The sequence below is a fragment of the Inquilinus sp. OTU3971 genome, from assembly GCF_038440215.1.
In genome coordinates this window covers 1-25,549 of record NZ_JASATH010000117.1, presented here as the reverse complement: position 1 = coordinate 25,549, position 25,549 = coordinate 1, and the positions used below count along the sequence as shown (strand labels likewise).

Below are 25,549 nucleotides of genomic sequence, written 5' to 3'. Positions count from 1 at the left end.
GGCGCGACATACCAGAGCTGGGCCTGGCTGACGATCTGCACCGACGGGTCGTCCGCCACCAGGGCGAAGTAGCTGGTGATCGGGGCCGAGATCTCGCCCACCGGCTGGCGCACATAGGCCAGGGTGGCGTCATGCTCCGGCTGTGCCGCCGCGAGGATCTCCGGCTTCGACTCGACCAGCGGCGTCACCTTGCGGTCCTTGCGCTGGTAGATCGGCCGCGCCTCCGACTTGAAGGCGGCGACCGTCCAGGCCGTGCCGTCGCGCTCCAACTCCAGGTCGATGATGCCGAGATGGCTGCCCCAGAACCCGGCCATCACCGCCGGGATGCCGTGCAGCGCCCCGCGCTCGGCGTCGACGCCGTCGATGCCGGCGAAGTCCGGCCCCGGGAACACCAGGTGCTGGTGGCCCGTCAGGATCACGTCGATGCCCGGCACCTCGGCCAGGAACAGGGCCGCGTTCTCCTCGCCGCCCTGGCGCGGGCCGCCGGCGATGCCGGAATGGCACAGCGCCACCACCAGCTCGGCGCCCGCCTTCCGCAGCTCCGGCACATACTTCCTCGCCGCGTCGACGATATCGGTGGTGGTGACATGGCCGTCGAGATGGCCCTGGTCCCACTGCATGATCTGAGGCGGCACGAAGCCGATGACGCCGATCTTCACCGGCACGGCGGCGCCCGCGTCGTCCTTCAGCGTGCGCTCCAGCAGCTTATAGGGCGGCAGATAGGGGCTGCCGTCGGTCTTCAGCAGGTTGGCGCAGACCAGGGGGAAGTTCGCCCCCTGCATCATCGTCTTGCCGAGATAGTCGAGCCCGTAGTTGAACTCGTGGTTGCCCATGGTGCCGCAGTCATAGGCCAGGAGGTTCATGGCCTTGACGATCGGGTGCACCGCGCCGCCGTCCAGGCCGCGCTGATAGGCGATGTAGTCGCCCATCGGGTTGCCCTGGATCACGTCGCCGTTGTCGAACAGCAGGACGTTCGCGGCCTCGGCCCGGGCAGCGGCCAGCACCGCGGCGGTGCGGGCCAGGCCCATCGTGTCGTCGCTCTTGTCGCGGTAGTAGTCGTAGGGGAAGACGGCGACATGCAGGTCCGTCGTTTCCAGGATCCGCAGCTTCAGCTTCGGCGCCGCGGCCCGCAGCACGGCGGGGGCCAGGCCGATCGCGGCGGCGGCGACGCCCGCCTTCAGGGTGGTGCGGCGGGTCAGGCGGTCGGTCATGCGGCGCTCCAGCGGCTGGGACGCGGCAGTCTAGAGCGAAGGAGGTTACGGTTCCTAGGGCGGTGAAACGGCCGAACGAGCGGACGGGCGAGGGGGGCCGGCCAGGTCCAGGGTCGCCTCGCCCGGCCGCCGTGGTCAGCTGGTGGTGGTGTCGTCGGTCGGCGCGTCCGGGCCGTTCTTCTTGATCGATTCGATGGCGTTCTTGGCCGAGGCCTTGCTGGAGTAGCCCTCGGTCGAGAAGATCGTCTCGGAATTGTACTTGAACCGCACCCGGAACTCTCCGGACTTGTCCTTGTAGATCTCGAACTTGTGCGCCATGGGGTTTCCCCTCCGGGATTGAGACGTTCGCCCGGCAGTTTGATCGCGATATCCCAATATTCGCAAGCCGCTTTCTTGGCGGTCTGCAAGGTTTCAGGCGGCCGGGGTGAACTGATAGGGCGTGGCACCGCGCAAATTCTCGTCCACCGACAGCACATGGTTCAGCGGCGGGAAGGCGCGCTGGTCGCAATCCGGCCGCTCGCACAGCCGGCAATGCAGCCCGATCGGCGCCGCCGCCTCGTCGGAGGCGAGGTCGATGCCGTCGGCATAGACCAGCTGCGCCGCATGGGCGATCTCGCAGCCCAGCGCCAGGGCGAAGCTCTGCCCCTGGGCGCGGAAGCCGGCGCCGGGCTTGGACACGGTGCGGGCGATGGTGAACCAGCGGCTGCCGTCCGGCAGCTCCGCCACCTGGGTCTGGACCCGCCCGGGCGAGCGGAAGGCGTCGGGCAGGATCCATAGGGGGCACGCGCCGCCCATCCGGGCGAAGGCGGAGTTGGTGGCGCCCAGGCGCTTGGAGACGTTGCCGGCCTTGTCGCTGCGGATCAGGAAGAAAGGCACGCCCTTGGCGCCCTGGCGCTGCAGCGTGGTCAGGCGGACCGAGACCTGCTCGAACGACGCCTCGAAGCGGCTCTGCAGCACCTCGATGTCGTAGCGCAGCGCCGTCGCCGCCCGCCAGAACCGGTCATACGGCATCATCACCGCCCCGGCCAGGTAGTTGGCCAGGACGATGCGGCCAAGCCGCGACGCCGCGGGGCCGGAGAAGCCGACCGGCGCCACCATCTCGTCCAGCAGCGCCCGGTATTTGATCAGCGCGATCTGCACCGCCAGGTGGAAGCTGCGGCTGGGCAGTGGCAGCATCTCGGACAAGAGGATGCGGCGGCCGTGCCGGTCATAGCGGCGGCGCACCGGCCCCATCACCTCGACCGGCATCACCTTGACCCGCAGCGTCAGCTCCTCGTCCAGGTAGCGGATCAGCCCCGGGAACAGCGCGCCGGGCTCGATCGCGCCGGCCTGCCAGATCTCCTCCGCCGCCGTCTCCAGCTCCGGGAAGTGGTGGCCATGCGCCTGCACCCAATCGCGCACCTCGTCCAGCGGCGAGGCGGATTCGGCGAGGGCGCCGTCCGGTGCCGATCGCTGCTCGGCCAGCAGGCGCAGCGTCTCACGCCCCTCGCGATAGGCCTGGTACAGGGCCAGCACCGCCTCGGCCGCGGCCGGCGCCTGGGCCGCCAGGTCGATGATGTCCTGCCGCTTCAGCCCGGCCGTGCCCGGCCGCGGCGTGGCGAACAGCGGGTCGCCGAAGACCTCGCTCAGGCCCCCGACCAGCCGCTCGCCCTCATCCTCGGCGAAGCTGGCGAGGTCGAGGTCGAAGATCTGGCCCAGCTTCAAGAGGATCTCGACCGTCACCGGCCGCTGGTTGCTCTCGATCAGGTTGAGATAGGAGGCGGAGATGCCCAGCCGCTCCGCCAGCTGCGCCTGGGTGACCTCGCGGTCGCGCCGCAGCCGCCGGATCTTGTGCCCCAGCATCGCCTTGCGCGCGGCCATCGAACTTCTCCGATTTACAAAATGGTCATCAACAAACTTTACAACCTTTCCCTTTCACGCTCAACGCCGCGTTGACGCTGCCTGAAGCGGCACCCAACATCATTCCCATCACCGCAGCGCAGCATGGCGCGCCGCCCGGAACGGAATGAAAAGGATTTACAGGATGGCTCCCCTCGACTCTCCGACCCCGATCCGAAGCATCGCCGGCCGGTTCGACGGCATCGTCCGGGACTATTCCCCGGCCGATGTCGACCGGCTGCGCGGATCGGTCCGGATCGAGCACACGCTGGCCCGGCTCGGCGCCGAGCGGCTGTGGGAGCTGATGCACAAGCGCGACTTCGTCAACTCGCTCGGCGCCACCAACGGCACCCAGGCGATGCAGCAGGTGCGTGCGGGGCTGGAGGCGATCTACCTGTCCGGCTGGCAGGTCGCGGCCGACGCCAACACCGCCGGGCAGATGTATCCGGACCAGAGCCTGTATCCGGCGGATTCGGTGCCGGAGGCGGTGAAGAAGATCAACCGCACGCTGCAGCGCGCCGACCAGATCGAGCATGCCGAGGGCGGCGCCAAGCGCCACTGGTTCGCGCCGATCGTGGCCGATGCCGAGGCCGGCTTCGGCGGGCCGCTGAACGCCTTCGAGCTGATGAAGGCGATGATCGAAGCCGGCGCCGCCGGCGTGCATTTCGAGGACCAGCTGGCATCGGAGAAGAAGTGCGGCCATCTCGGCGGCAAGGTGCTGGTGCCGATCCGCAGCTTCATCCGCACCCTCAACGCCGCCCGCCTCGCCGCCGACGTGATGGACGTGCCGACCGTGCTGCTGGCCCGCACCGATGCGGAGAGCGCCAAGCTGATCACCAGCGACATCGACGAGCGCGACCATCCCTTCATCGACCGGACGCAGCGCACCGAAGAGGGCTTCCATCCGATCAAGCCGGAAAACCGGATGGAGTACTGCATCGCCCGCGGCCTGGCCTTCGCGCCCTATGCCGACCTGCTGTGGATGGAGACCTCGAAGCCCGATCTGGGCCAGGCCCGGCGCTTCGCCGAGGGCATCCATCGGCAGTTCCCGGGCAAGCTCCTGTCCTACAACTGCTCGCCGAGCTTCAACTGGAAGGCCAATCTGGACGATGCCACTATCGCCAAGTTCCAGCGCGAGCTGGGGGCCATGGGCTACAAGTTCCAGTTCATCACCCTCGCCGGCTTCCACAGCCTGAACTTCGCCACCTTCGAGCTGGCGCGCGGCTACAAGGAGCGGCAGATGGCCGCCTATTCCGAGCTGCAGCAGGCGGAGTTCGCGGCCGAGGCCCAGGGCTACACCGCGACCAAGCACCAGCGCGAGGTCGGCACCGGCTATTTCGACGCCGTCAGCCTCGCCATCTCCGGCGGCAAGGCCTCGACCACCGCGCTCCGCGAATCGACCGAAGCCGCCCAGTTCCATTGATCATCTGCGCCCGCCCAATAGCGCTCCGACGGAGGATACGACCATGACGCACCGCTTCTGGATCATCGGCGGCGAATATGCCGACACCCGCTTCGACCGTCTGATCGGCGGCACCGAGAGTCTGCAGGGGCCGTTCGAGAACTATGACGAGGCGCTGCACGCTTGGCGGCAGCTGGCCTCGGCCACCACCAGCAACGCGCATCAGCGCTACACCATCGCGCATGAGGGCGCCCGCTAAGGGTCCCTGATCCGCGACCGGGCCGGGCGGCGCGGGCGCACCGTCCGGCCCATTCTCCACGAAGCCGACCCCTCGGAAGACCCCGCTCAGGGCCCGGCCGATCCGTTCGGCCGGGCCGCTTCCTATGCGGTGCCTTCGACCACGCCGCGCGGCAGGTAGTCCGACCGGATCCCGACCGGCAGGCCCTGGTCGTGGCGCAGCGCCGCCCAGGCCAGCGGGCCGAGGGCGATGAAGCCGGCCGGGTCGCTGTCCTGCGCCTCGCCGGGATTGGGCTGGATCTCCGCCCAGTAGCGGCGGTGCAGCACCAGGGCGTTGCGCAAGGCCTGGTCGAAGCCATCCGGGTCGCGGTGCAGCAGGGCCAGCTCTATTTCCGGCGACACGATGAACTGGGCGTAGTCGCGGGCCGCAGGCGCCAGCCCGGGGTCGTTGCAGCCCTGGATCGCCTGCAGCAGCAGCTGGTTGCCGGCGGCGTCGCCGCGCAGCAGGGCCTGCAGCCCCCGGGCATGCGCCAGGCCGTAGATCCGCTCCTCCGCCGCCGGGGGTTGCCGCGCGATGCGGTCGACCGGCACCTGCGCGAACAGGTCCAGCGCGATCCGGTCGCGGGTGGCCAGGGCGGCGTGGCAGGCCTCGACCAGCCGACGCGGGGTCAGCCCGGTCGGCCTCTCCCGCCCGCGCGGCAGCTCGACTGGCGCCGGTGGGCCCGGCGGGCCGAGATCGACCCGCAGCGAGACGCCCGGTGCGACCGTCGCGCCCGCGGCCATCGCCGCCCGCGCACCGAGCCGCAGCAGCGCCGGCACCTCGTCCTCCGGCCCCAGCAGCTGGCGCAGCCCGGCCAGGGCCAGGGCCTCCTCGGTCAGCGGCACCAGGTTGCCGGGGCGATCGGCCAGGCTGCCGCGCAGCATCGGGATCTCGTCGGCCCGGTCCTCCGCCTGCGCCGCCAGCGCGTCGCGGTCGCGGCCGGGCCGGTGCCGGGCCACGAAGCCGGCGCTGTTCCCGTCCTTGCCGTCGGTCATCATCAGGCCCCCAGATCGAATTGCTTCGCCGTCGCCACCGGTGCCGCGGCGCCGCCGCCGGGCGCCTGGCTGATCGGCGTCCTGACGGTCAGATAGACGATCTCCGCCGGCTTGCCATCCGCGGTCTTGCCGTAGCGGTAGGCATTCGACAGATCCTTGCCGGTGGCCGCCGGCGGGCCGGTCATGTTGTGGCGCATGTTGTTGGCGATGGCGGCGAAGTACTCGGCCGTGCCCTGCGTCTCCACCTGCCCGTTCACCAGCCGGGTGCCGAGCGGCGAGCCGCCGCCCTTGGCCTCGACCACGATGAAGCGGATCATGCCGTCCGGCAGCGCCTGCCGATAGACCTGATCGAAGTCGCCGGGGCGCGAGCCGGATCCGGGGCCGCCATATTCCAGCGTGGCGCCGCGGTAGTTCTGGGTCACATAGCTCACGCCGCCCAGCTCGCCGATCTCGGTGCTCTGGTTCACCACCTCCTGGCCCTTGGCGTTCTTGACCGCCTGGTCGGTGGCGGCATCGCGCTCCAGCACCGCCTTGTCGCGGGCCGAAAGGGCGGATTTGAGAGTCTGCTGCTGCTCGAGGTTCAGCCCGGTCGACAGCGTGATCTTCGGCGCGGCGTTGCCGGTGATGACCGGGGCGTAAGTCGGCAGGTTGCCGGCCGTGACCTCCTGTATCCGGTAGACGCCGTCATCGCCCTTCACCAGGCCCAGCCGCGGATGGCTGCTGTCGTAGGGGTCCGTCCGCACGATCTCGGGCACGGTCTCAGGCCCCGTCGTGCGGAAATAGTAGCCCTTGCCGGCATAGGGGCTGTTGTCGATCGCGTCGCCCAGACCCGGCTGGATCTCCTCGGCCCGCGCCTGGCCGGTGCTGGGCGCCTCGACATCGGCCTGGCCGGGATCGGTGATCATCCGTCCCAGCGACTCGTTGTGCTGGTCGAGATAGACCCGGGTGGTCTGGATGTCGCCGCGCAGCGCGTCCCTCTGCTGCGCCGTCAGCGACGGGTCGTCCAGCCGGCGCTGCAGGTCGGCGAGCTTGCGATCGAGCTTGATGCCCTCGTACTTGACCGAATAGGCCAGCGTGCCCGGCTTGGGCTCGCCCAGCCGGCTGCGGATCAGGCCCTGCAGCCCCTGGCTCTGGGCCATCATCCGGGCGACGTCGCGATGCAGGGCGATGTCGGCGTCGGTCGCCTGCTGCCCGGCCTTGATGGTGAGATCGCCGGTCTTCGGGTCGCGCACGATGGCGACGCGACTGCCCTCGAGCTCGCTGGTCCGCACCACCGGCGGCTCATAGGCGGCGGTCAGCCGCCGGGTCAGCGCCGCCGGGTTGAACATCTCGCCGGGCGACCGGGCCTGGCGGGCGCCGACGCCGATGGTGGCGCCCCAGAAGCCCATGGCCAGCAGGCCCTGCGCCCGCTGCTCCGGCGTCATCGACCCCCAATTCGCCGTCAGATGGATCCCCATATTGACGAAGGCGCCGGCATTGGCGGTGTTGGCCACCGCCTGGCTGCCGCCGATCACCCGGGCCGCCGCCGGGCTCAGCCGTGCCCCGGCGCCGGCCAGGCGGGTCAGCGCGCCGGCGCTGGCGAAGGCGGCGATGCCGGTGCCGTTGGCGGCCAGGCCCAGCCACAGCATCCGCGCGTCGCCGTCGGTGAAAGGGTTGATCGACTGGCCGTGCTGCGACCGGTCGATCAGCTCGCTGCCGGTCTGGTACACGCCCCAGCCCCCGGCCGCCGCACCGATCCCGACCAGGATCGGCGTCGCGGTGCCGCCGCTGCCGATGATCAGGGCGCCGCCGGCGATGATGCCGCCGACCAGGGCGACGCCGTCGAAGACGCCCTTCACCTCCTCCCACGTCGTGTCGACCGTCTTCGGCGTGTTGCCGTGCGACAGGTCGACCGTGCCGTCCGCCTTCAGGGTCAGATGACCGTTGGTCGGGTAGGTGACGTCGCCGGGCGGCAGCTGGTTGTTGGCCTTCCAGTCGTCGAAGCTGCCGTAGCTGCGCCCGGCATTGTCGACGAATTTGTCGCCGGACGCGGTCTGCACCCGGAACAGCGTCAGCTGCACCGGGCCCGAGGCGTTGCTGGAATACTGGATCGGCAGCGCCGTGACCTGGGGATTGTCGCCGCCGACGGCGCGGATCTGGGCGACCACCTTGCTGACGGGATCCTTGCCGGGACCTTCGGCGAAGTAGGAGAACTGGCCCTGCGCCATCCTGGCCTGGGCTTCCTCCGGCGACATGTCCTTCGGCAGCGTGGGCGGAAAGCCCATGGCGTAGCCGACCGTGTTGTCCAGGTCGGTGCCCTGCAGGGTCTGCGGGTCGTCGCCGCGGCCGATCAGGAACTGCTGCGCATTGTCCTGCGCCTGCGGCCCGACGATCGCCGGATTGGTCCAGGGATCCTCCGTCCGCTTCAGCGTGTCGGCGGTGATGCTGCGGTCGCCGTGGATCGTCGCCAGTGCGCCGACCCGGCCGTCGAGCCCGATCTTGCCGTCATTTCCGTTGCCGAACAGCAGGACTCGGCCCTGATGGGTGCCGAGGATGCCGTCGAGCCGCCTGGCCTCCGCATCCCGCTGGACCGGATCGTCCGGGAACCATTCGCGCGCCAGGGCCTGCGCCATCTCCTGCCGCATGCCGTCGCGCTTTTCCATGTCGAACGGCGTGGTCTGGGCGAAGACGGTCTGCACCGCGGCGCTGGCCGCCGGGCTCGGCGGCCCGTCGTTCATCGCTGTGAGGATCCGTTGCCGGACCATCGCCTGGATGCCGTCGGCGCCGCCGCGGGAGGCGAGCGCCTTCATGAAATCCGCGGCGTTTTCCGGGCCCAGGGAGACGACGATCCTGCGCAGCGCCGAGAGGGTCGAGGGCGTCTCGTTCAGGTCGCCGGAGGTGGCTTGCACCGTCCCCAGCACCAGGGCCAGGGCCTTGCTGTGCGGATCGTCGCCGGACCCGTTGCCGGCCGGCTGCCGCATCAGGGCGGCGGCGCGCAAGGCGAAGCGCTCGCCGACCACGCTGATCAGCTGCGGCGTGTCACCCAGGGAATCGGCCAGGCTGGACGCCTGTCCCAGCCCGCCGCCCTTGCCGTCGGACCAGCGGTCCAGCATGCGGTCCAGCAGATAGCGCTGCTCATCGGTGTTGAGGCCGCGGAGCTCGGTCGACTGCCCGTTCAGCGCGTTGCGGACATGCTCATGGGATTCGGTCTGGCCGAAGCCGAGGAAGCCGCCATTGGCGTCGGAATGGTGCTCGACCCAGTCGTCGATCCGGCCCCGGCGATCTGCGCTGACGATCGGCACAACCGGGGCGCTGTCTGCCGGGGCGGGCGGTGCGGCCTTCTGCGGCGGTGGCTCGGCCGGCGGAGCGGCCCTGGCCCGCTGCACCGCGCTGGCGAAGTCGACCCCGCCCGGCGCGGATCTTGTGCCGAACCGGGACGGGGCAGTGCCGAGTGAATCGATACGGGGTGACATGGAACGATCCTGTCCGCGAACGGTGGCCGGATCGGGGCAAACCCGCAGGCAGCGGCCGGCTCAGCCCTATTTGATCTCCATCGGAACGTCCTTGTTGATGGGAAGCTGGTCGCGCGGGATGCCGAGTTCACTCCCCACCGCCCAGATGTCGTAGTCGACTGCCGTATCGACGTTCTTGTCGCCGTTCGTCCAGTTTCTCTCGGCCAGTGGCGCAAGGGCGTTCTTCTGCTGGTCCTTGTTGTCCCCAGCGACCCTGTGGACATAGGCACTGATGATCTGCTGCCGATAGGGGCCGTTGTTCTTCTCGTCGAAGGTCAGCGGCAGAAGATTTATTACCGCATTGAGCGGATCTTCGGCGCCGTTGACGTAGTCGTCGATCCACTGATTGCGGGTCTTGACATCCGGCGCGGTCTTCAGGCTGGCCGCGAACGCCTCGGGCGACGAGGTGTCGGGCTGGGCCGGCGCATCAGAACCCGGCGTGGTTTCCGTCTCCGGCGGCACCGGAAGCATGATGAAATCGGGCTTCAGGTCCCCGTCATGGTAGGTATGGATCAGATCCGGGTTGCCGATGTGCTCGTTCAGCGCCACCACGCTGGCATTGATGTCCTGGGGCGCGATGCCGGCCTCGGTGGCCATGCGCCACTGCGAATCGCCGGCTTCGGGCACCACCACGGTGCCTTGGCTGAGCAGCTCCTGGGCATCCTTGAGGTTATGCTGCGTCGCCATGCCGTTCAGCGTCTGCTGCCACTGCTGCTGCTGGGCCGCGGACACCTCATAGGTCCGCCCATCCTTTCCCACCAACGAGAACTTGTTGTCCTTATAGGTGACCGTGAGCGACATCGACACCTCCACACACTGGGCGCCACAATAGGCAGGCTCTGGCCCGCTCGGCGTCGGCCGACGAGGGCCGCACGCGATTCCCGGTCCAAGCCAGGATTGAATTCCGGATCTCCCCCAGAAATCACTACAGCAACCCTGGGAGAGGGCAAATGTTCCGCAACGTTTATGGCCATTCAGTGGCGGCAAGACGCTGTTTTCATTCCACATGCGGGGGTGTGTTGAGATTCGGGCTTCACGCGATTTCGATTCCGGACGAGCCGTATCCTGTCCCAGTCGGCAGGCGTAATGGCTTCGGCCGATCCCGGACGAGAATTGCATTCGGCCAATTCTCCGGCAGGTTCGATAGATCACGGCGCCACGGATGTGTCATCGGTCCCGTCGTTGTGTCTTGCCATCCAAGTCGTGGGGAGGCCGAGGGCGCTGCCGATCGCCGGCCGAACAATCGGCCACCGTGACCATCTCGTCCGCCGAGCCCGTATCCGCTTGCCGGCTATTGCAATCAATCTTGAGAGAAAAAGCTCAATATCGGCTAAAAGTCATTTTGTTGCGCACGATTACATAACGCTATATATTGGCGCTTTGATTCTCCTCGCCACCAGCGGCGGTAGGAGATCGAATGGAGGGAACCTCTATGCTCAAGCGAGCCCTTGCCGAGGCGTTGGGGACGTTTTGGCTCGTCCTCGGCGGTTGCGGCACTGCGGTCCTGGCCGGATCGCATGTCGGGTTTGGCGGTGTCGCCGCAGCCTTCGGCCTCACCGTACTGACCGGCGCCTATGCCCTCGGCCGGATTTCCGGCGGTCACTTCAACCCTGCGGTCACGGTGGGGCTGTGGACTGCGGGCAAGACCAGTTCGGCCGACGTCGTGCCCTATGTCGTGGCCCAGGTGGTCGGCGCGATCATCGCGGCCGGGGTGATCTACGTCATCGCCTCCGGCGCTCCCGGCTTCGACATCACCAAGGGCTTCGCCCTGAACGGCTACGGCGCCGGATCGCCGGACGGCTACGGCCTGACGGCGGCGCTGGTCACCGAGATCGTGCTGACGGCGGTTTTCCTCATCGTCATCGTCGGCGTCGTCAGCAGCCCGACGACCGCGCCCTTCGCGCCGATCGCGATCGGCCTGGCGCTCACGCTGATCCATCTGATCTCGATCCCGGTCACCAACACCTCGGTGAACCCGGCGCGCAGCACCGGCGTGGCGGTGATCGCCCAGGGCCTGGCGCTGCAGCAGCTCTGGCTGTTCTGGGTCGCGCCGATCATCGGCGGCTTCATCGGTGGCCTGATCGGCCGTTTCCTGACCGAACCCGACTCCTCGGTCAACACGGCCGTGACTCCTCCGGGAGCCCCGGCGGAGTGAGCCGAAGCTGGACTGGCGCCCCGCCGGGACGTCAGTCCAGCTCTTTTTCCATGAACAGGCTCAGCGGGTCGGGCCCGTAGCCACCGAACGGGCCGCAGTCGCGGTAGCCGAAGCGGCGGTACAGGCCGATCGCCTCCGGCTGGTGGATGCCGGTCTCCAGCTGGATCAGCCGGACGCCGAGGCCGCGGGCCTCGTCCTCGATCCGGGCCAGCAGGTCGCGGCCCACCTTCAGCCCCCGTGTCGCCGGGTCGACGAACATCCGCTTCAGCTCGGCCTCGCCGCCGGTGCCCACCACCAGGGCGCCGCAGCCGACCACCCGGCCCTCGCGCCGGGCCACGAAGAACCGCACCTCCGGCTGCTCCAGCGAGGCGATGTCGAGCATGTGGTTGCTCTCGGCCGGATACAGGCTCGCCATCAGGGCGTCCGACTGGCGGATCAGGTCGAGCACAGCGTCCTGGCGCGGCGGTTCCGGGGCGATGAGAGTGGCGGTCACGATGGCAAGCCTCGATCGTTGCGACCCGACTATAGCCGGGGATGGCGGTGGGCGAAGGGCTTTCCTCTTGCCCTGCCGCGGGTGGCTATGTTCTCGTATCGTTCATGGTCGACTCTGCTCCCCTCATCATCGCCAATGCCGACGCCCGGCGCCTGTTCCTCGATCTGCACGGCCTGTCCGATCCGCCGCTCGGCCGGCTGACGGCGGAAGGCTGCCAGGCGGTGGTGGACCGCATCGGCTTCGTCCAGGTCGACAGCATCAACACGGTCGAGCGGGCGCATCACATGATCCTGTTCGCCCGCCGCCATGGCTATGCCCAGACCCAGCTGCCGCGGCTGGTGGAGAAGACCCGCGGCCTGTTCGAGGGCTGGACCCACGACGCCTCGCTGATCCCGACCCGCTTCTTCCCCTACTGGTCGCGGCGCTTCGCCGATGTGCGGCAGCGCGCCGCCACCAGCCGCTGGTGGGCCGAGGCCGGGCCGGACTTCCCGAAGGTGCTGGAGCAGGTGCGCGAGCGGGTGGCGACGGAAGGGCCGCTCTTGACCCGCAGCTTCGAGGAGGAGCGGCAGCGCCCCTCCGGCGGCTGGTGGGACTGGACGCCGTCGAAGATGGCGCTGGAGTTCCTGTGGCGCACCGGCGTGCTGGCGGTGGCGCGGCGCGAGAACTTCCAGAAGGTCTACGACCTGACCGAGCGGGTGATCCCGGAGCCGCATCGCGGCGCGGCGCCCGACCCGGAGGCGGTGGTCGACTGGGCCTGCCGCTCGGCGCTGGAGCGGCTGGGCGCCGCCCGGCCCGCCGAGATCGCCGGCTTCTGGGACCTGATCACCCTCCGCGAGGCCGAGCAGTGGTGCGACCGGTCGACCCGGCGCGGCGAATTGTGTGTCGCCCATGTCCAGGGCGCGGACGGCAAGACCACCGCGGCCTTCGCCTTCGCCGACATCGAGGACCGGCTGGCCGCGGCCGCGCCGGCACCGGACGTGCTGCGGGTGCTGTCGCCCTTCGACCCGGTGATCCGCAACCGCCAGCGGCTGGAGCGGCTGTTCGGCTTCGACTACCGCTTCGAGGCCTTCGTGCCCGAGGCGAAGCGCCGCTGGGGCTATTACGTCTTCCCGATCCTGGAGGGCGACCGCCTGGTCGGCCGGATCGACATGCGGGCCCGGCGCGACAGCGGCGACCTCGCCGTCGCCGGGCTGTGGTGGGAGCCGAAGGTGCGGTCCAGCAAGGTGCGGCTGCGCCGGCTGGAGACCCAGCTCGACCGCATCCGCCGCTTCGCCGGAGTCGAGCGCGTGACCTGGCCGGATGTCAAATCGCCGCTGTCACCGGCGAGTCATCAAAGGGTCGCAAAGCTCGGGGCATAAGGGCGCCGCGCGAGGGACGGCGTTGCGATGCCGGCCCGCGCGCCCATATATGGCCGCGCGGGCACGCCCGCCGGACCGATCGTGCGGAAGCGGAAGAGAAGGACTGGGTATGGCGGGGGATCTGATCGTCGCCCATGCGCGGATCGTGACCGCGGAGGCCGTGCTGACCGGCAGCGCCGCCGTCGCCGACGGGCGGATCACCGATCTGGACAGGGATGCGGCCTGCCCGCCCGGCGCGGTCGACTTCGAGGGCGACTACCTGCTGCCCGGCCTGGTCGAGCTGCACACCGACCATCTCGAGCGCCACTACACGCCGCGGCCCGGCGTGCGCTGGCCGGCGGTGACCGCTGTGATGGCGCATGACGCCCAGGTCGCTGCGGCCGGCATCACCACGGTGTTCGACGCCCTGGCCCTGGTCGGCGGCCGCAACGGCGAGGACCGGCTGGAGACGCTGCGGCCGATGGTCGACGGCATCCGCCAGGCCCAGTCCGGCGGCATGCTGCGGGCCGAGCATTTCCTGCATCTGCGCTGCGAGGTCACCGAGGCGCATGTGCTCGAGCTGTTCGAGCCGTTCCGCGACGACCCGCTGGTGCAGTTCATGTCGGTGATGGACCACGCCCCCGGCCACCGCCAGTTCTCCGACCTCGCCAAGTACCGCGAGATCTACAAGGGCATGCTCGGCATGACCGACGAGCAGATCGACGCCCAGACGGCGGAGCGGATCGCCGCCTCGCGCACCCATGGCGTCACCAACCGCGACGCCCTGGCCGCGATCGGCCGCGGCCGCGGCCTGCCGATCGCCAGCCATGACGACGAGACCGTCGCCCATGTCGAGGAGGCGGCGGCGCTGGGCATGGTGGTGTCGGAGTTCCCGACCACCCTGACCGCCGCCCGCGCCGCGCGCGAGCATGGGCTGCAGATCCTGATGGGCGCGCCCAACCTGGTCCGCGGCGGCTCCCATTCCGGCAACGTCTCGGCCGGCGAGCTGGCGCGCGAGGGGCTGGTCGACATCCTGTCCTCGGACTATGTCCCGGTCAGCCTGCTGCACGGCGCCTTCACCCTGGCGGAGGGCGAGCACGGCATCGGCCTGCCGCAGGCGCTGGCGACGGTGACGATCAACCCGGCCCGCGCCGCCGGCCTCGAGGATCGCGGCCGGATCGAGCCCGGGCTGCGGGCCGACCTGCTGCGGGTCCGGCTGGTCGACGGCGTGCCGGTGATCCGCGCCGTCTGGCGCGAGGGCGAAAGAGTCGCGTGACACCGGAGTGACAGGCTAGGGCGAAGGATCGGGTTATAAGGGCCGAGTCGCCCGTTCGCGTTCCGGAGGCCAGCATGCGTCCGTTCCCGGTTCTCATGGCCTTGGGCCTGTGGCTCGCCCTCGGATCGGCCGCCGCGGCCCAGACGGCCGACCCGGCCGCGCCCGATCCTGCCTCCTCTGACCCGGTGGTGCGCGGCGCCTATGTCTTCGCCGCCGGCGGCTGCGCCGCCTGCCACACCGCGCCGGGCGACGCCGCCAAGCCGCTGGCCGGCGGCCGGGCCCTGAAGACCGCCTTCGGCACCTTCTACACCCCGAACATCACCCCGGACCCCGACACCGGCCTCGGCAAGTGGAGCGAGGAGGATTTCCGCCGGGCCCTGCGCGAGGGCGTGTCGCCGGCGGGCGAGGACTACTACCCGGCCTTCCCCTACACCTCCTACACCGGCATCACCGACCGCGACCTGTCCGATCTCTGGGCCTATCTGCGCAGCGTCCCGCCGGTGCAGCAGCCGAACCGGCCGCATGAGCTGGGCTGGCCCTATTCCTGGCGCGTGCTGCTGCCGGGCTGGCGGCTGCTGAATTTCGCCGAGGGGCCGTTCCTGGTGCCGGCCGGGCAGTCCGCCGACTGGTATCGCGGCGCCTATCTGGTCCGCGTGCTCGGCCATTGCGGCGAATGCCACACCCCGCGCGACATGCTGGGCGGGCTGAACTGGTACAGCCCCTTCGCCGGCAACCCCCAGGCGCCGGAAGGGCAGGGCAAGATCCCGAACATCACCCCGGATCCGGAGCACGGCATCGGGGAATGGAGCGACAAGGACATCGCCTATTACCTGGAGTCGGGCGCCACCCCCGACGGCGACTTCGCCGGCGGCGCCATGGTCGAGGTGATCCGGAACGACACCAGCAAGCTCGTTCCTGCCGACCGCGCGGCGATCGCCACCTATCTCAAGAGCCTGAAGCCGCTGCCGTGACGGCAAGCGGAGTGATGGTTTCGCTCCTGGGAATCACTTATAGTGTCGCGGCTTTCGCAATTTTAGGAACATTTGGTTTGTATTGAGCGGCGCCCGTTCATTTCGATCCGACGGCGCCCCCGAGCCTTCAACCGCGACATGCCGCCCGGGCAGCGAGCACGGCCGAGACCGTTCCGCTGTGCGCTCGGCGCGCCGCCCTGCATTTGATCGGAGAGCGATACCGTGACCACCTACACCGGCACCGTTGATCCCGACTACATCTATGGCCTTGGCGATTCCGTTGTGGTGCCGACCGGCGCCAACGGCGTGCAGCTCGACCTGTCGGGCGACGACACGCTGAGCGGGGCGGGCGGCGACGACTTCGTCCTGGCCGGTGCCGGCAACGATGTCGTCGATGGCGGCGACGGCGCCGACCAGCTCGGCGGCGGCACCGGGGACGACCTGCTGCGCGGCGGCCTCGGGCCGGATGAGCTGACCGGCGGCGACGGCATCGACACCGCCGACTACAGCACCAGCGGCAAGCCGGTGATCGTGGATCTCTATCTGGGCACCGGCAGCGGCGGGGATGCCGAGGGCGACACGCTGGCGGAGATCGAGAACGTCACCGGCAGCGCCGGCGACGACGAGATCGACGGCGGCACGGACGACAACGTCCTGTCCGGGCTGGCCGGGGACGACCTGCTGGTCGGGTATGAGGGCGCCGACACGCTGATCGGCGGCGACGGCAACGACTTCATCGCCGGGGATTTCGAGCCGGGCTCCGGCGGCTGCGGCTGCGGCGACGGGGCTGACCTGCTGCAGGGCGGCGCGGGCGCCGACACGCTCTACGGCGGCGGCGATGCCGACCGAATCGAAGGCGGTGCCGGCGACGACCTGATCGGCTACATGGACGGGGCCGAATACGTCGCCGGCGAGGTGATCGACGGCGGCGACGGCTACGACATCATCGCCTTCACCCCGCTGCCGGGGGCGGACACGCTGCTGGTGCTGCAGGGTGCCACGCTGAGCGGGATCGAGGAGATCGACCTCGGCTTCCCGGGCGGTCCGGTCGGCCTGCCGGCGCATCTGATGCTGATCGGCGTGCTGTCCGACCTGCTGATCGTCGGCAGCGACGACCGCAACGTGGTCACCGCCGGCGACGGCAACGACACGGTCAACGGCCTGGGCGGCACCGACGCGCTGCTCGGCGGCCTCGGCAACGACAGGCTCGACGGCGGCACCGGGGCGGACCAGCTCGACGGCGGCGCCGGGGACGACGTGCTGATCGGGGGCGCCGGCGCCGACAGCCTGGTCGGCGGCGCCGGGATCGACACCGCCCTCTATGCCTCGACCGGTGCGGTGTCGATCGACCTGCTGGCGCACACCGCCTCGGGCGGCGATGCCGCCGGCGACACGCTGACCGGGGTCGAGAACGTCTACGGCACCAGCCTCGGCGACACGCTGGGCGGCGACGACGGCCGCAACATCCTCGCCGGCCGGTCCGGCGATGACATCCTGGCGGGGCGCGGCGGCGACGACAGCCTCTCCGGCGAAGGCGGCAACGACAGCCTCGACGGCGGCGATGGTGCCGACCGGCTGGTCGGCGGCGACGGCGGCGACACCATCCATGGCGGCGCCGGCGTTGATTCGGTCGATGCCGGCACCGGCGACGACGACGTCTTCGGCGAGGCCGGCAACGACACCCTCCTGGGCGGCGCCGGCAACGACGAGATCGACGGCGGCGCCGGCAACGACACGATCGAAGGCGGGGCCGGGGTCGACGCGATCATCGGCGGGGCCGGCATCGACACGGCCAGCTATGCCGGCTCGGCCGCCGCGGTGGCGATCGACCTGGCGACCGGCGCCTGTTCGGGTGGCGACGCCACGGGCGATTCGCTGACCGGCATCGAACAGGTGATCGGGTCCGCCCAGTCCGACGCGCTGACCGGCGACGCCAGCGCCAACACGCTCTGGGGCATGGCCGGCGACGACGTGCTCACCGGCGGCGGCTGGGGCGATGTGCTGAAGGGCGGGGCCGGCAATGACCGCTTCGTCTACACCGCCCTGTCCGACAGCGCCGCATCGGGCCTGGGCAAGGACGCCATCTCCGCCTTCTCGACCGGCGACAGGATCGACCTGTCGGCGATCGGCATCGACTTCAGCCTCGGCACCGGCGGCTTCACCGGCCATGCGGGCGAGATCCGCATCGTCACCTCCGGCTCGATCCAGGTGGTCTATGCCGACGGCAACGGCGACAAGGTGGCGGACTTCGCCATCAACGTCATCTCCGACCACACGCTCACCGCGGCGGACTTCGTGCTGTAGGGGGGCGATCACCCCCCGTGCGCTCCGGCGCCGACTTCGTCTAGTGTAGGATCGCCGCCCCAAGGCGGCGGCCCCGCGGGGCGAAGAAACAGGGACGGCGATGGTGATCGAGCTGCAGACGAACGAGTCGGCGCCGGAGGCGACGCTCGCCAATTGGCGCCAGGCGCCCTACAGCCGCTGGGGCTTCCAGAATGTCCGCCGGCTCGTGCCGGTGGCCGAGATCTCGCGCGGCGACTTCGCCGCGTGCTTCAGGTCCGGACCGGCGCTGGAGCTGGACCGGGTCGCGGTGCCGGGGCAGGGCGTCTCGGTCGCGGGGCTGCTGGCGGACAGTGACACCGACGGCTTCCTGGTGCTGCATCGCGGCGCGGTGGTGGCCGAGCACTACGCCCACGGGCTGGGGCCGAAGGCGCAGCACATCGTCTTCTCGATCAGCAAATCGATCACCGGCCTGATCGCCGGCATCCTGGCCGGCCGCGGCCAGCTCGACCCCGAGGCGCCGGTGACCGCCTATGTGCCGGAGGCGGCGGGGTCGGCCTATGCCGGCGCCACCGTCCGCCATGTGCTGGACATGACGGTCGGCATCCGCTTCGTCGAGGACTATGTCGACCCGGCCGGCGACGTCGCCCGCTACCGCGTCGCCATGGGCTGGAACCCGCCCAGCGAGGTGGCGCAGGACAACGACCTGCACAGCTTCATCGCCCGCCTGCCGGCCGATGGCAGCCGGCATGGCGAGACCTTTCACTACGTCTCGCCCAACTCCGACATGCTGGGCTGGATCTGCGAGCGCGCCTCCGGCATGCGCTTCGCCGCGCTGATGTCCGAGCTGCTGTGGCGGCCGATGTGGGCGGAGGCGGATGCCTTTGTCACGCTCGACCGGCTGGGCGCGCCGCGCACCGCCGGCGGCATCGGCATGACCCTGCGCGACCTGGCCCGGATCGGCGAGCTGATGCGGCGGGACGGCCGGGTCGGCGGGATCCAGGTGGTGCCGAAGGACTGGGTCGACGATATCCTCGACAATGGCGACGCCCGAGCCTGGGCGCGCGGCGACCTGGCGCAGCTGGCGCCGCAGGGGCGCTATCGCAGCCAATGGTATGTGCTGGGGCCGGGCCGCGACGTGGTCTGCGGCATCGGCATCCACGGCCAGTGGATCTATGTCGACCGCGCGGCGGAGCTGGTCATCGCCAAGATGTCGTCGCAGCCCGCGGCGGTCGACGACGCGCTCGACCACCGGCTGCTGGCCGGCTTCCGCGCCGTCGCGCAGGCTTTGAGCTAGGAGCCCGAGAAGCATCCTGCTCAACGAGCCCAGTTGCTCGGTGAGCAGGCGCTGCCGGGGAGTTCAGTCGTCAGCGTTCAGGTCCGCCATTAGCGCATCGACGCTATCAAAACGCTGAACCTTGCCTTTTCGCGCCTCACGCATGGCGGTCTGGGTTTCGGCGTTAGGCACACGTATATCAAAGGGCAGCGCCTTCTCAGACGCCACGCGGACGAGCAGAAGGCGGATGGCATCGGACACCGACAGACCCATTCCAGAAAGGACGGCGGTTGCCTCCTTCTTCAGATCGGCATCGATCCGAGCGCGTACGACTTCGGCAGCGGGCATTAACAGACCTCTTTCAACATATGAGCTACATTGTGGCTACAACTTCAATGTAAGGCTCGCGCCTGACGGGAGCAAGACCGCCCCACCCTTCCTGTACCATCCGCGAGCACGTGGAGCACATGCAGCACGTTTCAGCACAATAAGCACACTCCAGCACTGCCAAAAATCCATTAACCATTTGATATATTTGGTAAATTTTACTATCGCCCGAATCATATGATGCTCTGTGTTAGGCGAGATGAAATAGATCCTGCTATCTAGATATACCTAAATGCAACAACAACGCACCACAGTCTTCCCAAGAAAATACCTAAGTCATTGATTTTGATACATTCTTCTAGCAACATAAAGACATGTGAAGAACGATGGAGCTTTTGTGATGACTACGACGAGGGAGGCGAGTGCGATCGCGAAGAAGCAGCTCGCACTGCGGGAGCTGCATTGGCCGGGGCAGGAGGTGAACCTCTGGCATCGCAAAGCCAACAAAGGCTTCGCGACCATTCCAAAAACCATGCCCATGATCCTCAAGATCATGGATGAGATGACGAAGGGGGCGCCTGTCTCGTCTACCTACCTGACGCTGTGGTGCAGCACCTGGGACAATTCGTTCGCTGTGCTGAACAAGCACGGCGACATGGCCAATGCTGCCGGTTTTGGAGGGCAGCGTGGCGAGTATACGTGGGCAACCCGGATGAAGAAGCTTCAGGATCTTCGTTTCATCGATATCAAGCCGGGGAAATCGGGACCGATGAGCAATGCGATCATCTGGAACCCACACTTGGTGCTGCAGTGGCATCACCTCCACAAGACTCCGGGCCTAGTGGAGGCCAGCTACAACGCGTTGATCGAGTGGGCCCTGGATATTGGTGCGAAGGATATGACCGAGCCGCATCCGTCGCTGCCCTCGCCTCCGCCTGTGCCCTCTCCCATCGCGCCGAGCGATCCGGAGGTGGCGTGATGCGCAAGATCGAGGCCACCGGAAGGTTTAAGCGGGACTATAAGCGGGAGAAGCGGACCGATCCGGATCTGGATGCCGTTCTGAAGCCCGTCCTCGCTGTGCTCGCCGCAGATGCGGCTCTGCCTGAAAAGGTGTCGGATCACGGGTTGAGCGGCCCGTGGAAGGGCTTTCGGGACTGTCACATCAAGCCCGACCTCGTGCTGATCTACGAGAAGCGGGAGGGCAAGTTGAGCCTTGTCCGCCTGGGATCACATAGCGAACTCTTTGGTTAGCGGTGCGGGCGATGTTGGGTCCGCCTGAGGCGAACCCAACCTGCGTGTCACAGCGGCTCGTCAGCTCTTCTTCACCCGATAGGTCTCGTGGCAGGCCCCGCAGGCCTGGCCGACGGCCGGGAAGGCGGCCTTCACCTTGGCCGCGTTGCCTTCCTGGGCGGCTGCGTCGAGCGCCGCGATGGCATCCTGTGCATCCTTCACCTTGGTTTGGAAATCGGCCCAGTTGGCCCAGATCTCCGGCTTGGCCGCGCTCTTGCCGACGCCGACCGCGGTGCCTTCCGGGAACAGGGTCAGCAGGTTGGCGCTCACCCCCGCCATCTTGCCGGTCGCCGCCTTGACGTCGTCGATCGTGCCCTGGTTGTCGCGCACGAAGCCGGTCAGGGTCTTGACGCTGGCGCCGAAGGTCTTCATCGAATCCTCGCGCTGGGTCACCACCTCCTCGGGCGTGGCCGCCCAGGCGATGGCGGCGCCGCAGCTGACGATGGCGGCGGTGATGACGGCAAACTTCAACGAACGCATGGTGCCTCCCCCTGGGGTGGGTGCCGGTCCGGCGATGATGGGCGCGAGTATGCTGGAGGAATTGTTGCGTTCTCCAGCCTGTTCGGGCTCCGCGCCTCCGTTCGCTGCCACGTGTCGCAGGGTTACGAACCAGATTGGCACGCGCGTGGTTGACAGGATGCGGGCCCGCCACTATGGTCCGCGCCTTGAATTCCGGCCCGCGAGCCCGTGCTCCCGGCGGCGCCGGCGCTGCCGCATGGGATATGGATTATGAAAGTCGCGAACTCGCTCAAGACCCTGAAGACCCGTCACCGCGCTTGCCGCGTCATCCGCCGCAAGGGCCGTGTCTACGTCATCAACAAGGAGAACCCGCGCTTCAAGGCGCGCCAGGGCTGATTTCAGCCGCTCCTTGAGCCGATCGAAGGCCGCGTCCCGGACGCGGCCTTTTGATTTTGCGGCCTTTGGATGTTTGTGGCCGAGCTTGCCGGATCGTCCCGGCCTTCCTATCGTCCGCGGCGGAGGACCCGCCGATGAAGATGCCAGCCCCCGATGCCGCCGTCATGGCACGCCGCGAGGAGATCGCCGCGGCGCTGCGCGCCATCGTGCCGGGAGAGGGCGTGATCACGGCGGAGAGCGAGCGCCGTGCCTATGAATCGGACGGGCTGACCGCCTACCGCACCCTGCCGATGATCGTGGTGCTGCCGTCGACCACCGCGCAGGTCTCGGCGGTGCTGCGCAAATGCCACGAGCTGGGGGTGAAGGTGGTGCCGCGCGGGTCCGGCACCTCGCTGTCCGGCGGCGCCCTGCCGCTCGAGGACGGGGTGCTGCTGGGCCTCGGCAAGTTCAACAAGGTGCTGGAGATCGACTTCGACAACCGCTGCGCCCGGGTGCAGCCGGGGGTCACCAATCTCGGCATCACCAACGCCGTCGCCCATGCCGGCTTCTATTACGCGCCCGACCCGTCCAGCCAGATCGCCTGCTCGATCGGCGGCAATGTCGCCGAGAATTCCGGCGGCGTGCACTGCCTGAAATACGGGCTGACCACCAACAATTTGCTGGGGCTGGAGGTGGTGCTGATCGATGGCACCGTGCTGCGCCTCGGCGGCAAGCACCTCGATTCGCCGGGCTACGACCTGCTTGGCGTGCTCACCGGCTCGGAAGGGCTGCTGGCCGTGGTCACCGAGGTGACGGTGCGGTTGCTGCGCCGCCCGGCGACCCAGCGCGCGGTGCTGATGGGCTTCCCGTCGTCCGAGGCCGGCGGCGACTGCGTCGCCCGCATCATCGGCGCCGGCATCATTCCGGGCGGGCTGGAGATGATGGACAAGCCCGCCATCCATGCGGCGGAGGCCTTCGTCAAGGCCGGGTACCCGCTGGACGTCGAGGCGCTGCTGATCTGCGAGCTGGACGGGCCGGAGGCCGAGGTCGACCACCTGATCGAGCGGGTCGAATCGATCGGCCGCGACTGCGGCGCCACGATCTGCGTCGTCAGCCGCAGCGAGGAGGAGCGGCTGCGCTTCTGGGCCGGGCGCAAGGCCGCCTTCCCCGCGGTCGGCCGGATCAGCCCCGACTATTACTGCATGGACGGCACCATTCCGCGGAAGCGCCTGCCCGAGGTGCTGGCCCGGATGCAGGAGATGTCGCGCCGCCACGGGCTGCGCGTCGCCAATGTCTTCCATGCCGGCGACGGCAATCTGCATCCGCTGATCCTGTACGACGCCAATGTCCCGGGCGAGCTGGAGAAGGCGGAGGAGTTCGGGTCGGACATCCTGCGGCTGTGCGTCGAGGTCGGCGGGGTGCTGACCGGCGAGCACGGCGTCGGCGTCGAGAAGCGCGACCTGATGGAGGTGCAGTTCGGCCCGGAGGACCTGGCCCAGCAGCAGCGGCTGAAATGCGCCTTCGACCCGGACGGGCTGCTCAACCCCGGCAAGGTGTTCCCGACCCTGCATCGCTGCGCCGAGCTCGGCCGGGTGCACATCCACCACGGCGCCACGCGCTTCCCCGACCTGCCGCGCTTCTGATGATGGGCTTCGGGATATACCCACTCCTTTTTGTCATCCTCGGGCTTGACCCGAGGATCCAGGGGCGGCCAGAGCGGCTCTCCGTGGCCCCTGGATTGCCGGGTCAAGCCCGGCAATGACAAATAAAGTCGGGTCCCGAGCCTTCACCTGCCATCGAAAACGCTGCCGAGCTTGGTGCAGTCCATGACCGAGACCCTGAAGCCCGAGACCGACGACCAGGTGCTCGAGATCGTCCGCTGGGCGCTGGCCGGCGCGGTGCCGCTGGAGCTGGTCGGCCGTGGCAGCAAGCGCGGCTTCGGCCGGCCGGTGCAGGCGGCGCATGCGCTCGACCTCTCCGGCCTCGCCGGGATCGAGGTCTATGAACCGGAGGAGCTGGTGCTGACCGCCCGCCCCGGCACCCCGATGGTGGAGATCGAGGCGGCGCTGGCGGCCCGCGGCCAGGCCCTGGCCTTCGAGCCGCCCGATCTCGGCCCGCTCTATGGCGGCCCGGCCGGCGCCGGCACGCTGGGCGGCGCCATCGGCTGCAACCTGTCGGGTCCGCGGCGGCTGAAGGCCGGGGCCGCGCGCGACCATGTGCTCGGGATCGAGGCCGTGTCCGGCCGCGGCCAGGCCTTCAAATCCGGCGGCCGGGTGGTCAAGAACGTCACCGGCTACGATCTGCCGAAGCTGCTGACCGGGGCCTTCGGCACGCTGGCCGCCATGACCCGGATCACGGTCAAGGTGCTGCCGGCGCCGGAGACGGTGCGCACCCTGGCCATTGCCGGGCTGGACGACACGGCCGGCGTCGCCGTGCTGACCCGGGCGCTGACCAGCCCCTATGAGGTGTCGGGCGCCGCCCATCTGCCGGCCGGCATCCTCGGCGATACAGCGCGCAGCCTGGTCCGGATCGAGGGCTTCGGCCCGTCGGTCGACAGCCGGGTGGCGGCGCTGTCGCAGCTGCTGGGGGATGCCGGGCCGATCGCCGTGCTCGACCCCGGCGAATCGGTCGATCTCTGGCGCCGGATCCGCGATGTCGTCCCCTTCGCCGGGGATGCCTTGGACAGTGATGGGCGCGCGGTGTGGCGGGTCTCGGTGGCGCCGACCGCCGGGCCGCGAATCGCCGCGGCCGCCGGCGGGGCGCATTACTTCGACTGGGGCGGCGGGCTGGTCTGGATCGCCGTTCCGGCGGAGGACGACGCCGGGGCGGCTGCAATCCGGGCCGCGGTCGCGGCCGCGGGCGGCGGCCACGCGACGCTGGTGCGGGCCCCGGCCGGGTTGCGCGCGGCGCTGCCGGTGTTCGAACCGCAGCCGCCGGCGCTGGAGGCGCTGGGCCGCCGGGTACGCGAGGCCTTCGATCCGAAGGGCATCCTGTCGCCGGGGCGGATGATCATGTGAGACAGGATCGGAAACCTCGGGCACGATCGCGGGTTATGAACACGCGCATCTCTTGTACCGGGGAGGTTCCATGGAATTCCTGTGGATGCTGATCATCGGCTTCGTGGTCGGCCTGGTCGCGAAGTTCCTCATGCCGGGCCGGGACCCCGGCGGTTTCATCATCACGATCCTGTTGGGTATCGCCGGGTCCTTCGTCGGCGGCTGGCTGGGCCGCCAGCTCGGGATCGTCCCCGAGACCGGATTCGGGCAGTTCGTCCTCGCCGTCATCGGCGCGATCGTGCTGCTGATCATCTATCGGATCGTCGCCGGCCGCAGCAGCGCGGCCTAGATCAGAGGCGGCCCGCGATAGCGTGGGCCGGCCTCTACTTCACCGGTCTTGCCAGATGCGCGTAAGGCTCGCCGCGGCGCGGCTGCAGCGCCTGCGCGGCATCGGTGTCGGCATGGGTGACCCGCAGCGACGCCGGGACCCCGTCCGCCGCCAGCTCCACCGTCGCGAACACCAGCTCGCCGCAGGGCGCCGGCCAGCCGATCGGCCGCAGCCCTGACACCGTCGCTGCCGTATAGGGCGAGCAGTCCGAGGCGACATCGACGCTCGCCGCCGCCGGCTTGCCACCGACGAAGCGCCAGACCGCAACCTGCTTGCCGGCCTGGTCGAACACCGCCGCCGGCTCGCCGAAGCGGGCCTGCAGCGGGGCCCGCGCATCCGCGGCGCTGCGCGGCCCGCCGGCCTCGAAGCGCACGGTCTCGGCCACCGAATACAGCCGGTTGCCCTGGGCCGGCGGGGTGAACTGCAGCAGCAGCGTGCCGTCGCCCGGCCGCGCCGCGGCGACCAGGCCGGTCCAGGGCGCCTCGCCCGGGCCGGCGAAGGTCACCGCCTGGCCGGTGAAGGCCGCAGCCTCCCGCGGCGTCTGCCCCAGCGCGATGTCCTGGGCCACCGGTTCTCCGGCCCAGGCCGCGCCGGACAGGCCCAGCAGGGGCAGGGCGAAGCGCAACCGAACCATCGTCATCTCGGCCTCCCGGTCTTTACGGCCAGCGTACT

The 25,549-nt window shown here is 69.3% G+C and carries 24 protein-coding genes; 14 read left to right on the top strand and 10 right to left on the bottom strand.

Features of this window, described 5'->3' with window-relative positions; all coding sequences use genetic code 11:
- The 3 genes from AAHM41_RS25530 to AAHM41_RS25520 form a co-directional block, all read right to left on the bottom strand.
- Positions 1 to 1,211, bottom strand: a 1,211-nt coding sequence (locus tag AAHM41_RS25530; RefSeq protein ID WP_342239417.1) for a bifunctional 2',3'-cyclic-nucleotide 2'-phosphodiesterase/3'-nucleotidase, incomplete at its 3' end; no start/stop codon positions are given.
- 135 nt (positions 1,212 to 1,346) lie between these two features.
- Positions 1,347 to 1,529, bottom strand: a complete 183-nt coding sequence (locus AAHM41_RS25525; RefSeq protein WP_342239416.1) for a YegP family protein — start codon at positions 1,527 to 1,529, stop codon at positions 1,347 to 1,349.
- A gap of 93 nt (positions 1,530 to 1,622) precedes the next feature.
- The gene (locus AAHM41_RS25520) at positions 1,623 to 3,071 is read right to left on the bottom strand and encodes a short-chain fatty acyl-CoA regulator family protein (protein WP_342239415.1); all 1,449 of its coding nucleotides are present in this window, start codon (positions 3,069 to 3,071) and stop codon (positions 1,623 to 1,625) included.
- A gap of 163 nt (positions 3,072 to 3,234) precedes the next feature.
- Between AAHM41_RS25520 and aceA the strand changes: the two genes are divergently transcribed.
- Together aceA and AAHM41_RS25510 are read left to right on the top strand one after the other, a co-directional pair.
- Positions 3,235 to 4,512 (top strand): isocitrate lyase, encoded by a 1,278-nt coding sequence (aceA, locus tag AAHM41_RS25515; RefSeq protein WP_342239414.1) that lies wholly within the window; start codon positions 3,235 to 3,237, stop codon positions 4,510 to 4,512.
- 43 nt (positions 4,513 to 4,555) lie between these two features.
- A complete protein-coding gene (locus tag AAHM41_RS25510; RefSeq protein ID WP_342239413.1) occupies positions 4,556 to 4,750 on the top strand; it encodes a DUF4170 domain-containing protein in 195 nt (64 codons plus the stop codon).
- A 122-nt stretch (positions 4,751 to 4,872) separates the two neighbouring features.
- On the opposite strand, the gene AAHM41_RS25505 is transcribed toward AAHM41_RS25510, so the two are convergent.
- The 3 genes from AAHM41_RS25505 to AAHM41_RS25495 all read right to left on the bottom strand — a co-directional run bounded on the left by AAHM41_RS25505 (position 4,873) and on the right by AAHM41_RS25495 (position 10,055).
- Positions 4,873 to 5,766: an immunity 49 family protein gene (locus tag AAHM41_RS25505; RefSeq protein WP_342239412.1), complete on the bottom strand. Its 894-nt coding sequence runs from the start codon at positions 5,764 to 5,766 to the stop codon at positions 4,873 to 4,875.
- Positions 5,766 to 9,215, bottom strand: a complete 3,450-nt coding sequence (locus AAHM41_RS25500; protein ID WP_342239411.1) for a DUF4781 domain-containing protein — start codon at positions 9,213 to 9,215, stop codon at positions 5,766 to 5,768. The genes AAHM41_RS25505 and AAHM41_RS25500 overlap by 1 nt, the downstream gene beginning before the upstream one ends.
- Positions 9,216 to 9,281: 66 nt before the next feature.
- Entirely contained in the window at positions 9,282 to 10,055 is a 774-nt protein-coding gene (locus AAHM41_RS25495; protein WP_342239410.1) for a hypothetical protein, read from the bottom strand.
- A gap of 631 nt (positions 10,056 to 10,686) precedes the next feature.
- On the opposite strand from AAHM41_RS25495, the gene aqpZ reads away from it, so the two are divergent.
- Positions 10,687 to 11,409: an aquaporin Z gene (gene aqpZ / locus AAHM41_RS25490; RefSeq protein WP_342239409.1), complete on the top strand. Its 723-nt coding sequence runs from the start codon at positions 10,687 to 10,689 to the stop codon at positions 11,407 to 11,409.
- Between the two features lie 31 nt (positions 11,410 to 11,440).
- On the opposite strand, the gene AAHM41_RS25485 is transcribed toward aqpZ, so the two are convergent.
- On the bottom strand, positions 11,441 to 11,902 hold the full coding sequence (locus AAHM41_RS25485; protein WP_342239408.1) for a GNAT family N-acetyltransferase: 462 nt from the start codon (positions 11,900 to 11,902) through the stop codon (positions 11,441 to 11,443).
- 104 nt (positions 11,903 to 12,006) lie between these two features.
- On the opposite strand from AAHM41_RS25485, the gene AAHM41_RS25480 reads away from it, so the two are divergent.
- From AAHM41_RS25480 to AAHM41_RS25460, 5 genes are all read left to right on the top strand, one after another.
- Positions 12,007 to 13,260 carry a winged helix-turn-helix domain-containing protein gene (locus tag AAHM41_RS25480; RefSeq protein ID WP_342239407.1) on the top strand — a complete coding sequence of 418 codons (1,254 nt, stop codon included), beginning with the start codon at positions 12,007 to 12,009 and terminating at the stop codon, positions 13,258 to 13,260.
- Between the two features lie 109 nt (positions 13,261 to 13,369).
- Positions 13,370 to 14,515, top strand: a complete 1,146-nt coding sequence (locus AAHM41_RS25475; protein ID WP_342239406.1) for an alpha-D-ribose 1-methylphosphonate 5-triphosphate diphosphatase — start codon at positions 13,370 to 13,372, stop codon at positions 14,513 to 14,515.
- 74 nt (positions 14,516 to 14,589) lie between these two features.
- Positions 14,590 to 15,486, top strand: coding sequence for a cytochrome c (locus tag AAHM41_RS25470; protein WP_342239405.1), 897 nt, complete (start codon positions 14,590 to 14,592; stop codon positions 15,484 to 15,486).
- 222 nt (positions 15,487 to 15,708) lie between these two features.
- On the top strand, positions 15,709 to 17,790 hold the full coding sequence (locus tag AAHM41_RS25465; RefSeq protein WP_342239404.1) for a calcium-binding protein: 2,082 nt from the start codon (positions 15,709 to 15,711) through the stop codon (positions 17,788 to 17,790).
- Positions 17,791 to 17,890: 100 nt separating this feature from the next.
- Positions 17,891 to 19,063 (top strand): serine hydrolase domain-containing protein, encoded by a 1,173-nt coding sequence (locus tag AAHM41_RS25460; protein ID WP_342239403.1) that lies wholly within the window; start codon positions 17,891 to 17,893, stop codon positions 19,061 to 19,063.
- Positions 19,064 to 19,126: 63 nt separating this feature from the next.
- On the opposite strand, the gene AAHM41_RS25455 is transcribed toward AAHM41_RS25460, so the two are convergent.
- The gene (locus AAHM41_RS25455) at positions 19,127 to 19,390 is read right to left on the bottom strand and encodes a type II toxin-antitoxin system RelB/DinJ family antitoxin (RefSeq protein WP_342239402.1); all 264 of its coding nucleotides are present in this window, start codon (positions 19,388 to 19,390) and stop codon (positions 19,127 to 19,129) included.
- A 379-nt stretch (positions 19,391 to 19,769) separates the two neighbouring features.
- On the opposite strand from AAHM41_RS25455, the gene AAHM41_RS25450 reads away from it, so the two are divergent.
- Together AAHM41_RS25450 and AAHM41_RS25445 are read left to right on the top strand one after the other, a co-directional pair.
- Positions 19,770 to 20,348: a hypothetical protein gene (locus AAHM41_RS25450; protein ID WP_342239401.1), complete on the top strand. Its 579-nt coding sequence runs from the start codon at positions 19,770 to 19,772 to the stop codon at positions 20,346 to 20,348.
- Entirely contained in the window at positions 20,348 to 20,620 is a 273-nt protein-coding gene (locus AAHM41_RS25445; RefSeq protein ID WP_342239400.1) for a type II toxin-antitoxin system RelE/ParE family toxin, read from the top strand. The genes AAHM41_RS25450 and AAHM41_RS25445 overlap by 1 nt, the downstream gene beginning before the upstream one ends.
- A 60-nt stretch (positions 20,621 to 20,680) precedes the next feature.
- Here the strand turns inward: AAHM41_RS25445 and AAHM41_RS25440 are convergent, their stop codons facing one another.
- Positions 20,681 to 21,139 carry a c-type cytochrome gene (locus AAHM41_RS25440; RefSeq protein WP_342239399.1) on the bottom strand — a complete coding sequence of 153 codons (459 nt, stop codon included), beginning with the start codon at positions 21,137 to 21,139 and terminating at the stop codon, positions 20,681 to 20,683.
- Between the two features lie 249 nt (positions 21,140 to 21,388).
- Here AAHM41_RS25440 and ykgO point away from each other — a divergent pair, with 249 nt between their 5' ends.
- The 4 genes from ykgO (at position 21,389) to AAHM41_RS25420 (ending at position 24,838) form a co-directional block, all read left to right on the top strand.
- Positions 21,389 to 21,514 carry a type B 50S ribosomal protein L36 gene (ykgO, locus tag AAHM41_RS25435; RefSeq protein WP_342239398.1) on the top strand — a complete coding sequence of 42 codons (126 nt, stop codon included), beginning with the start codon at positions 21,389 to 21,391 and terminating at the stop codon, positions 21,512 to 21,514.
- A gap of 134 nt (positions 21,515 to 21,648) precedes the next feature.
- Complete coding sequence (locus AAHM41_RS25430; protein WP_342239397.1) at positions 21,649 to 23,136, top strand: FAD-linked oxidase C-terminal domain-containing protein; 1,488 nt, start codon at positions 21,649 to 21,651, stop codon at positions 23,134 to 23,136.
- A gap of 183 nt (positions 23,137 to 23,319) precedes the next feature.
- Entirely contained in the window at positions 23,320 to 24,510 is a 1,191-nt protein-coding gene (glcE, locus tag AAHM41_RS25425) for a glycolate oxidase subunit GlcE (RefSeq protein ID WP_342239396.1), read from the top strand.
- An 85-nt stretch (positions 24,511 to 24,595) separates the two neighbouring features.
- Positions 24,596 to 24,838: a GlsB/YeaQ/YmgE family stress response membrane protein gene (locus AAHM41_RS25420; RefSeq protein ID WP_342239395.1), complete on the top strand. Its 243-nt coding sequence runs from the start codon at positions 24,596 to 24,598 to the stop codon at positions 24,836 to 24,838.
- A gap of 34 nt (positions 24,839 to 24,872) precedes the next feature.
- Here the strand turns inward: AAHM41_RS25420 and AAHM41_RS25415 are convergent, their stop codons facing one another.
- Positions 24,873 to 25,517: a hypothetical protein gene (locus AAHM41_RS25415; protein ID WP_342239394.1), complete on the bottom strand. Its 645-nt coding sequence runs from the start codon at positions 25,515 to 25,517 to the stop codon at positions 24,873 to 24,875.
- Positions 25,518 to 25,549 lie beyond the last annotated feature (32 nt).

What these genes read in the sequence shown, in the direction of transcription:
- AAHM41_RS25525 (WP_342239416.1), bottom strand. Translation starts at nt 1,529, where the DNA reads ATGGCGCACAAGTTCGAGATCTACAAGGACAAGTCCGGAGAGTTCCGG.
- AAHM41_RS25520 (WP_342239415.1), bottom strand. Translation starts at nt 3,071, where the DNA reads ATGGCCGCGCGCAAGGCGATGCTGGGGCACAAGATCCGGCGGCTGCGG.
- aceA (WP_342239414.1), top strand. Translation starts at nt 3,235, where the DNA reads ATGGCTCCCCTCGACTCTCCGACCCCGATCCGAAGCATCGCCGGCCGG.
- AAHM41_RS25510 (WP_342239413.1), top strand. Translation starts at nt 4,556, where the DNA reads ATGACGCACCGCTTCTGGATCATCGGCGGCGAATATGCCGACACCCGC.
- AAHM41_RS25505 (WP_342239412.1), bottom strand. Translation starts at nt 5,766, where the DNA reads ATGATGACCGACGGCAAGGACGGGAACAGCGCCGGCTTCGTGGCCCGG.
- AAHM41_RS25500 (WP_342239411.1), bottom strand. Translation starts at nt 9,215, where the DNA reads ATGTCACCCCGTATCGATTCACTCGGCACTGCCCCGTCCCGGTTCGGC.
- AAHM41_RS25495 (WP_342239410.1), bottom strand. Translation starts at nt 10,055, where the DNA reads ATGTCGCTCACGGTCACCTATAAGGACAACAAGTTCTCGTTGGTGGGA.
- aqpZ (WP_342239409.1), top strand. Translation starts at nt 10,687, where the DNA reads ATGCTCAAGCGAGCCCTTGCCGAGGCGTTGGGGACGTTTTGGCTCGTC.
- AAHM41_RS25480 (WP_342239407.1), top strand. Translation starts at nt 12,007, where the DNA reads ATGGTCGACTCTGCTCCCCTCATCATCGCCAATGCCGACGCCCGGCGC.
- AAHM41_RS25475 (WP_342239406.1), top strand. Translation starts at nt 13,370, where the DNA reads ATGGCGGGGGATCTGATCGTCGCCCATGCGCGGATCGTGACCGCGGAG.
- AAHM41_RS25470 (WP_342239405.1), top strand. Translation starts at nt 14,590, where the DNA reads ATGCGTCCGTTCCCGGTTCTCATGGCCTTGGGCCTGTGGCTCGCCCTC.
- AAHM41_RS25460 (WP_342239403.1), top strand. Translation starts at nt 17,891, where the DNA reads ATGGTGATCGAGCTGCAGACGAACGAGTCGGCGCCGGAGGCGACGCTC.
- AAHM41_RS25455 (WP_342239402.1), bottom strand. Translation starts at nt 19,390, where the DNA reads ATGCCCGCTGCCGAAGTCGTACGCGCTCGGATCGATGCCGATCTGAAG.
- AAHM41_RS25450 (WP_342239401.1), top strand. Translation starts at nt 19,770, where the DNA reads ATGACTACGACGAGGGAGGCGAGTGCGATCGCGAAGAAGCAGCTCGCA.
- AAHM41_RS25445 (WP_342239400.1), top strand. Translation starts at nt 20,348, where the DNA reads ATGCGCAAGATCGAGGCCACCGGAAGGTTTAAGCGGGACTATAAGCGG.
- AAHM41_RS25440 (WP_342239399.1), bottom strand. Translation starts at nt 21,139, where the DNA reads ATGCGTTCGTTGAAGTTTGCCGTCATCACCGCCGCCATCGTCAGCTGC.
- ykgO (WP_342239398.1), top strand. Translation starts at nt 21,389, where the DNA reads ATGAAAGTCGCGAACTCGCTCAAGACCCTGAAGACCCGTCACCGCGCT.
- AAHM41_RS25430 (WP_342239397.1), top strand. Translation starts at nt 21,649, where the DNA reads ATGAAGATGCCAGCCCCCGATGCCGCCGTCATGGCACGCCGCGAGGAG.
- glcE (WP_342239396.1), top strand. Translation starts at nt 23,320, where the DNA reads ATGACCGAGACCCTGAAGCCCGAGACCGACGACCAGGTGCTCGAGATC.
- AAHM41_RS25420 (WP_342239395.1), top strand. Translation starts at nt 24,596, where the DNA reads ATGCTGATCATCGGCTTCGTGGTCGGCCTGGTCGCGAAGTTCCTCATG.
- AAHM41_RS25415 (WP_342239394.1), bottom strand. Translation starts at nt 25,517, where the DNA reads ATGACGATGGTTCGGTTGCGCTTCGCCCTGCCCCTGCTGGGCCTGTCC.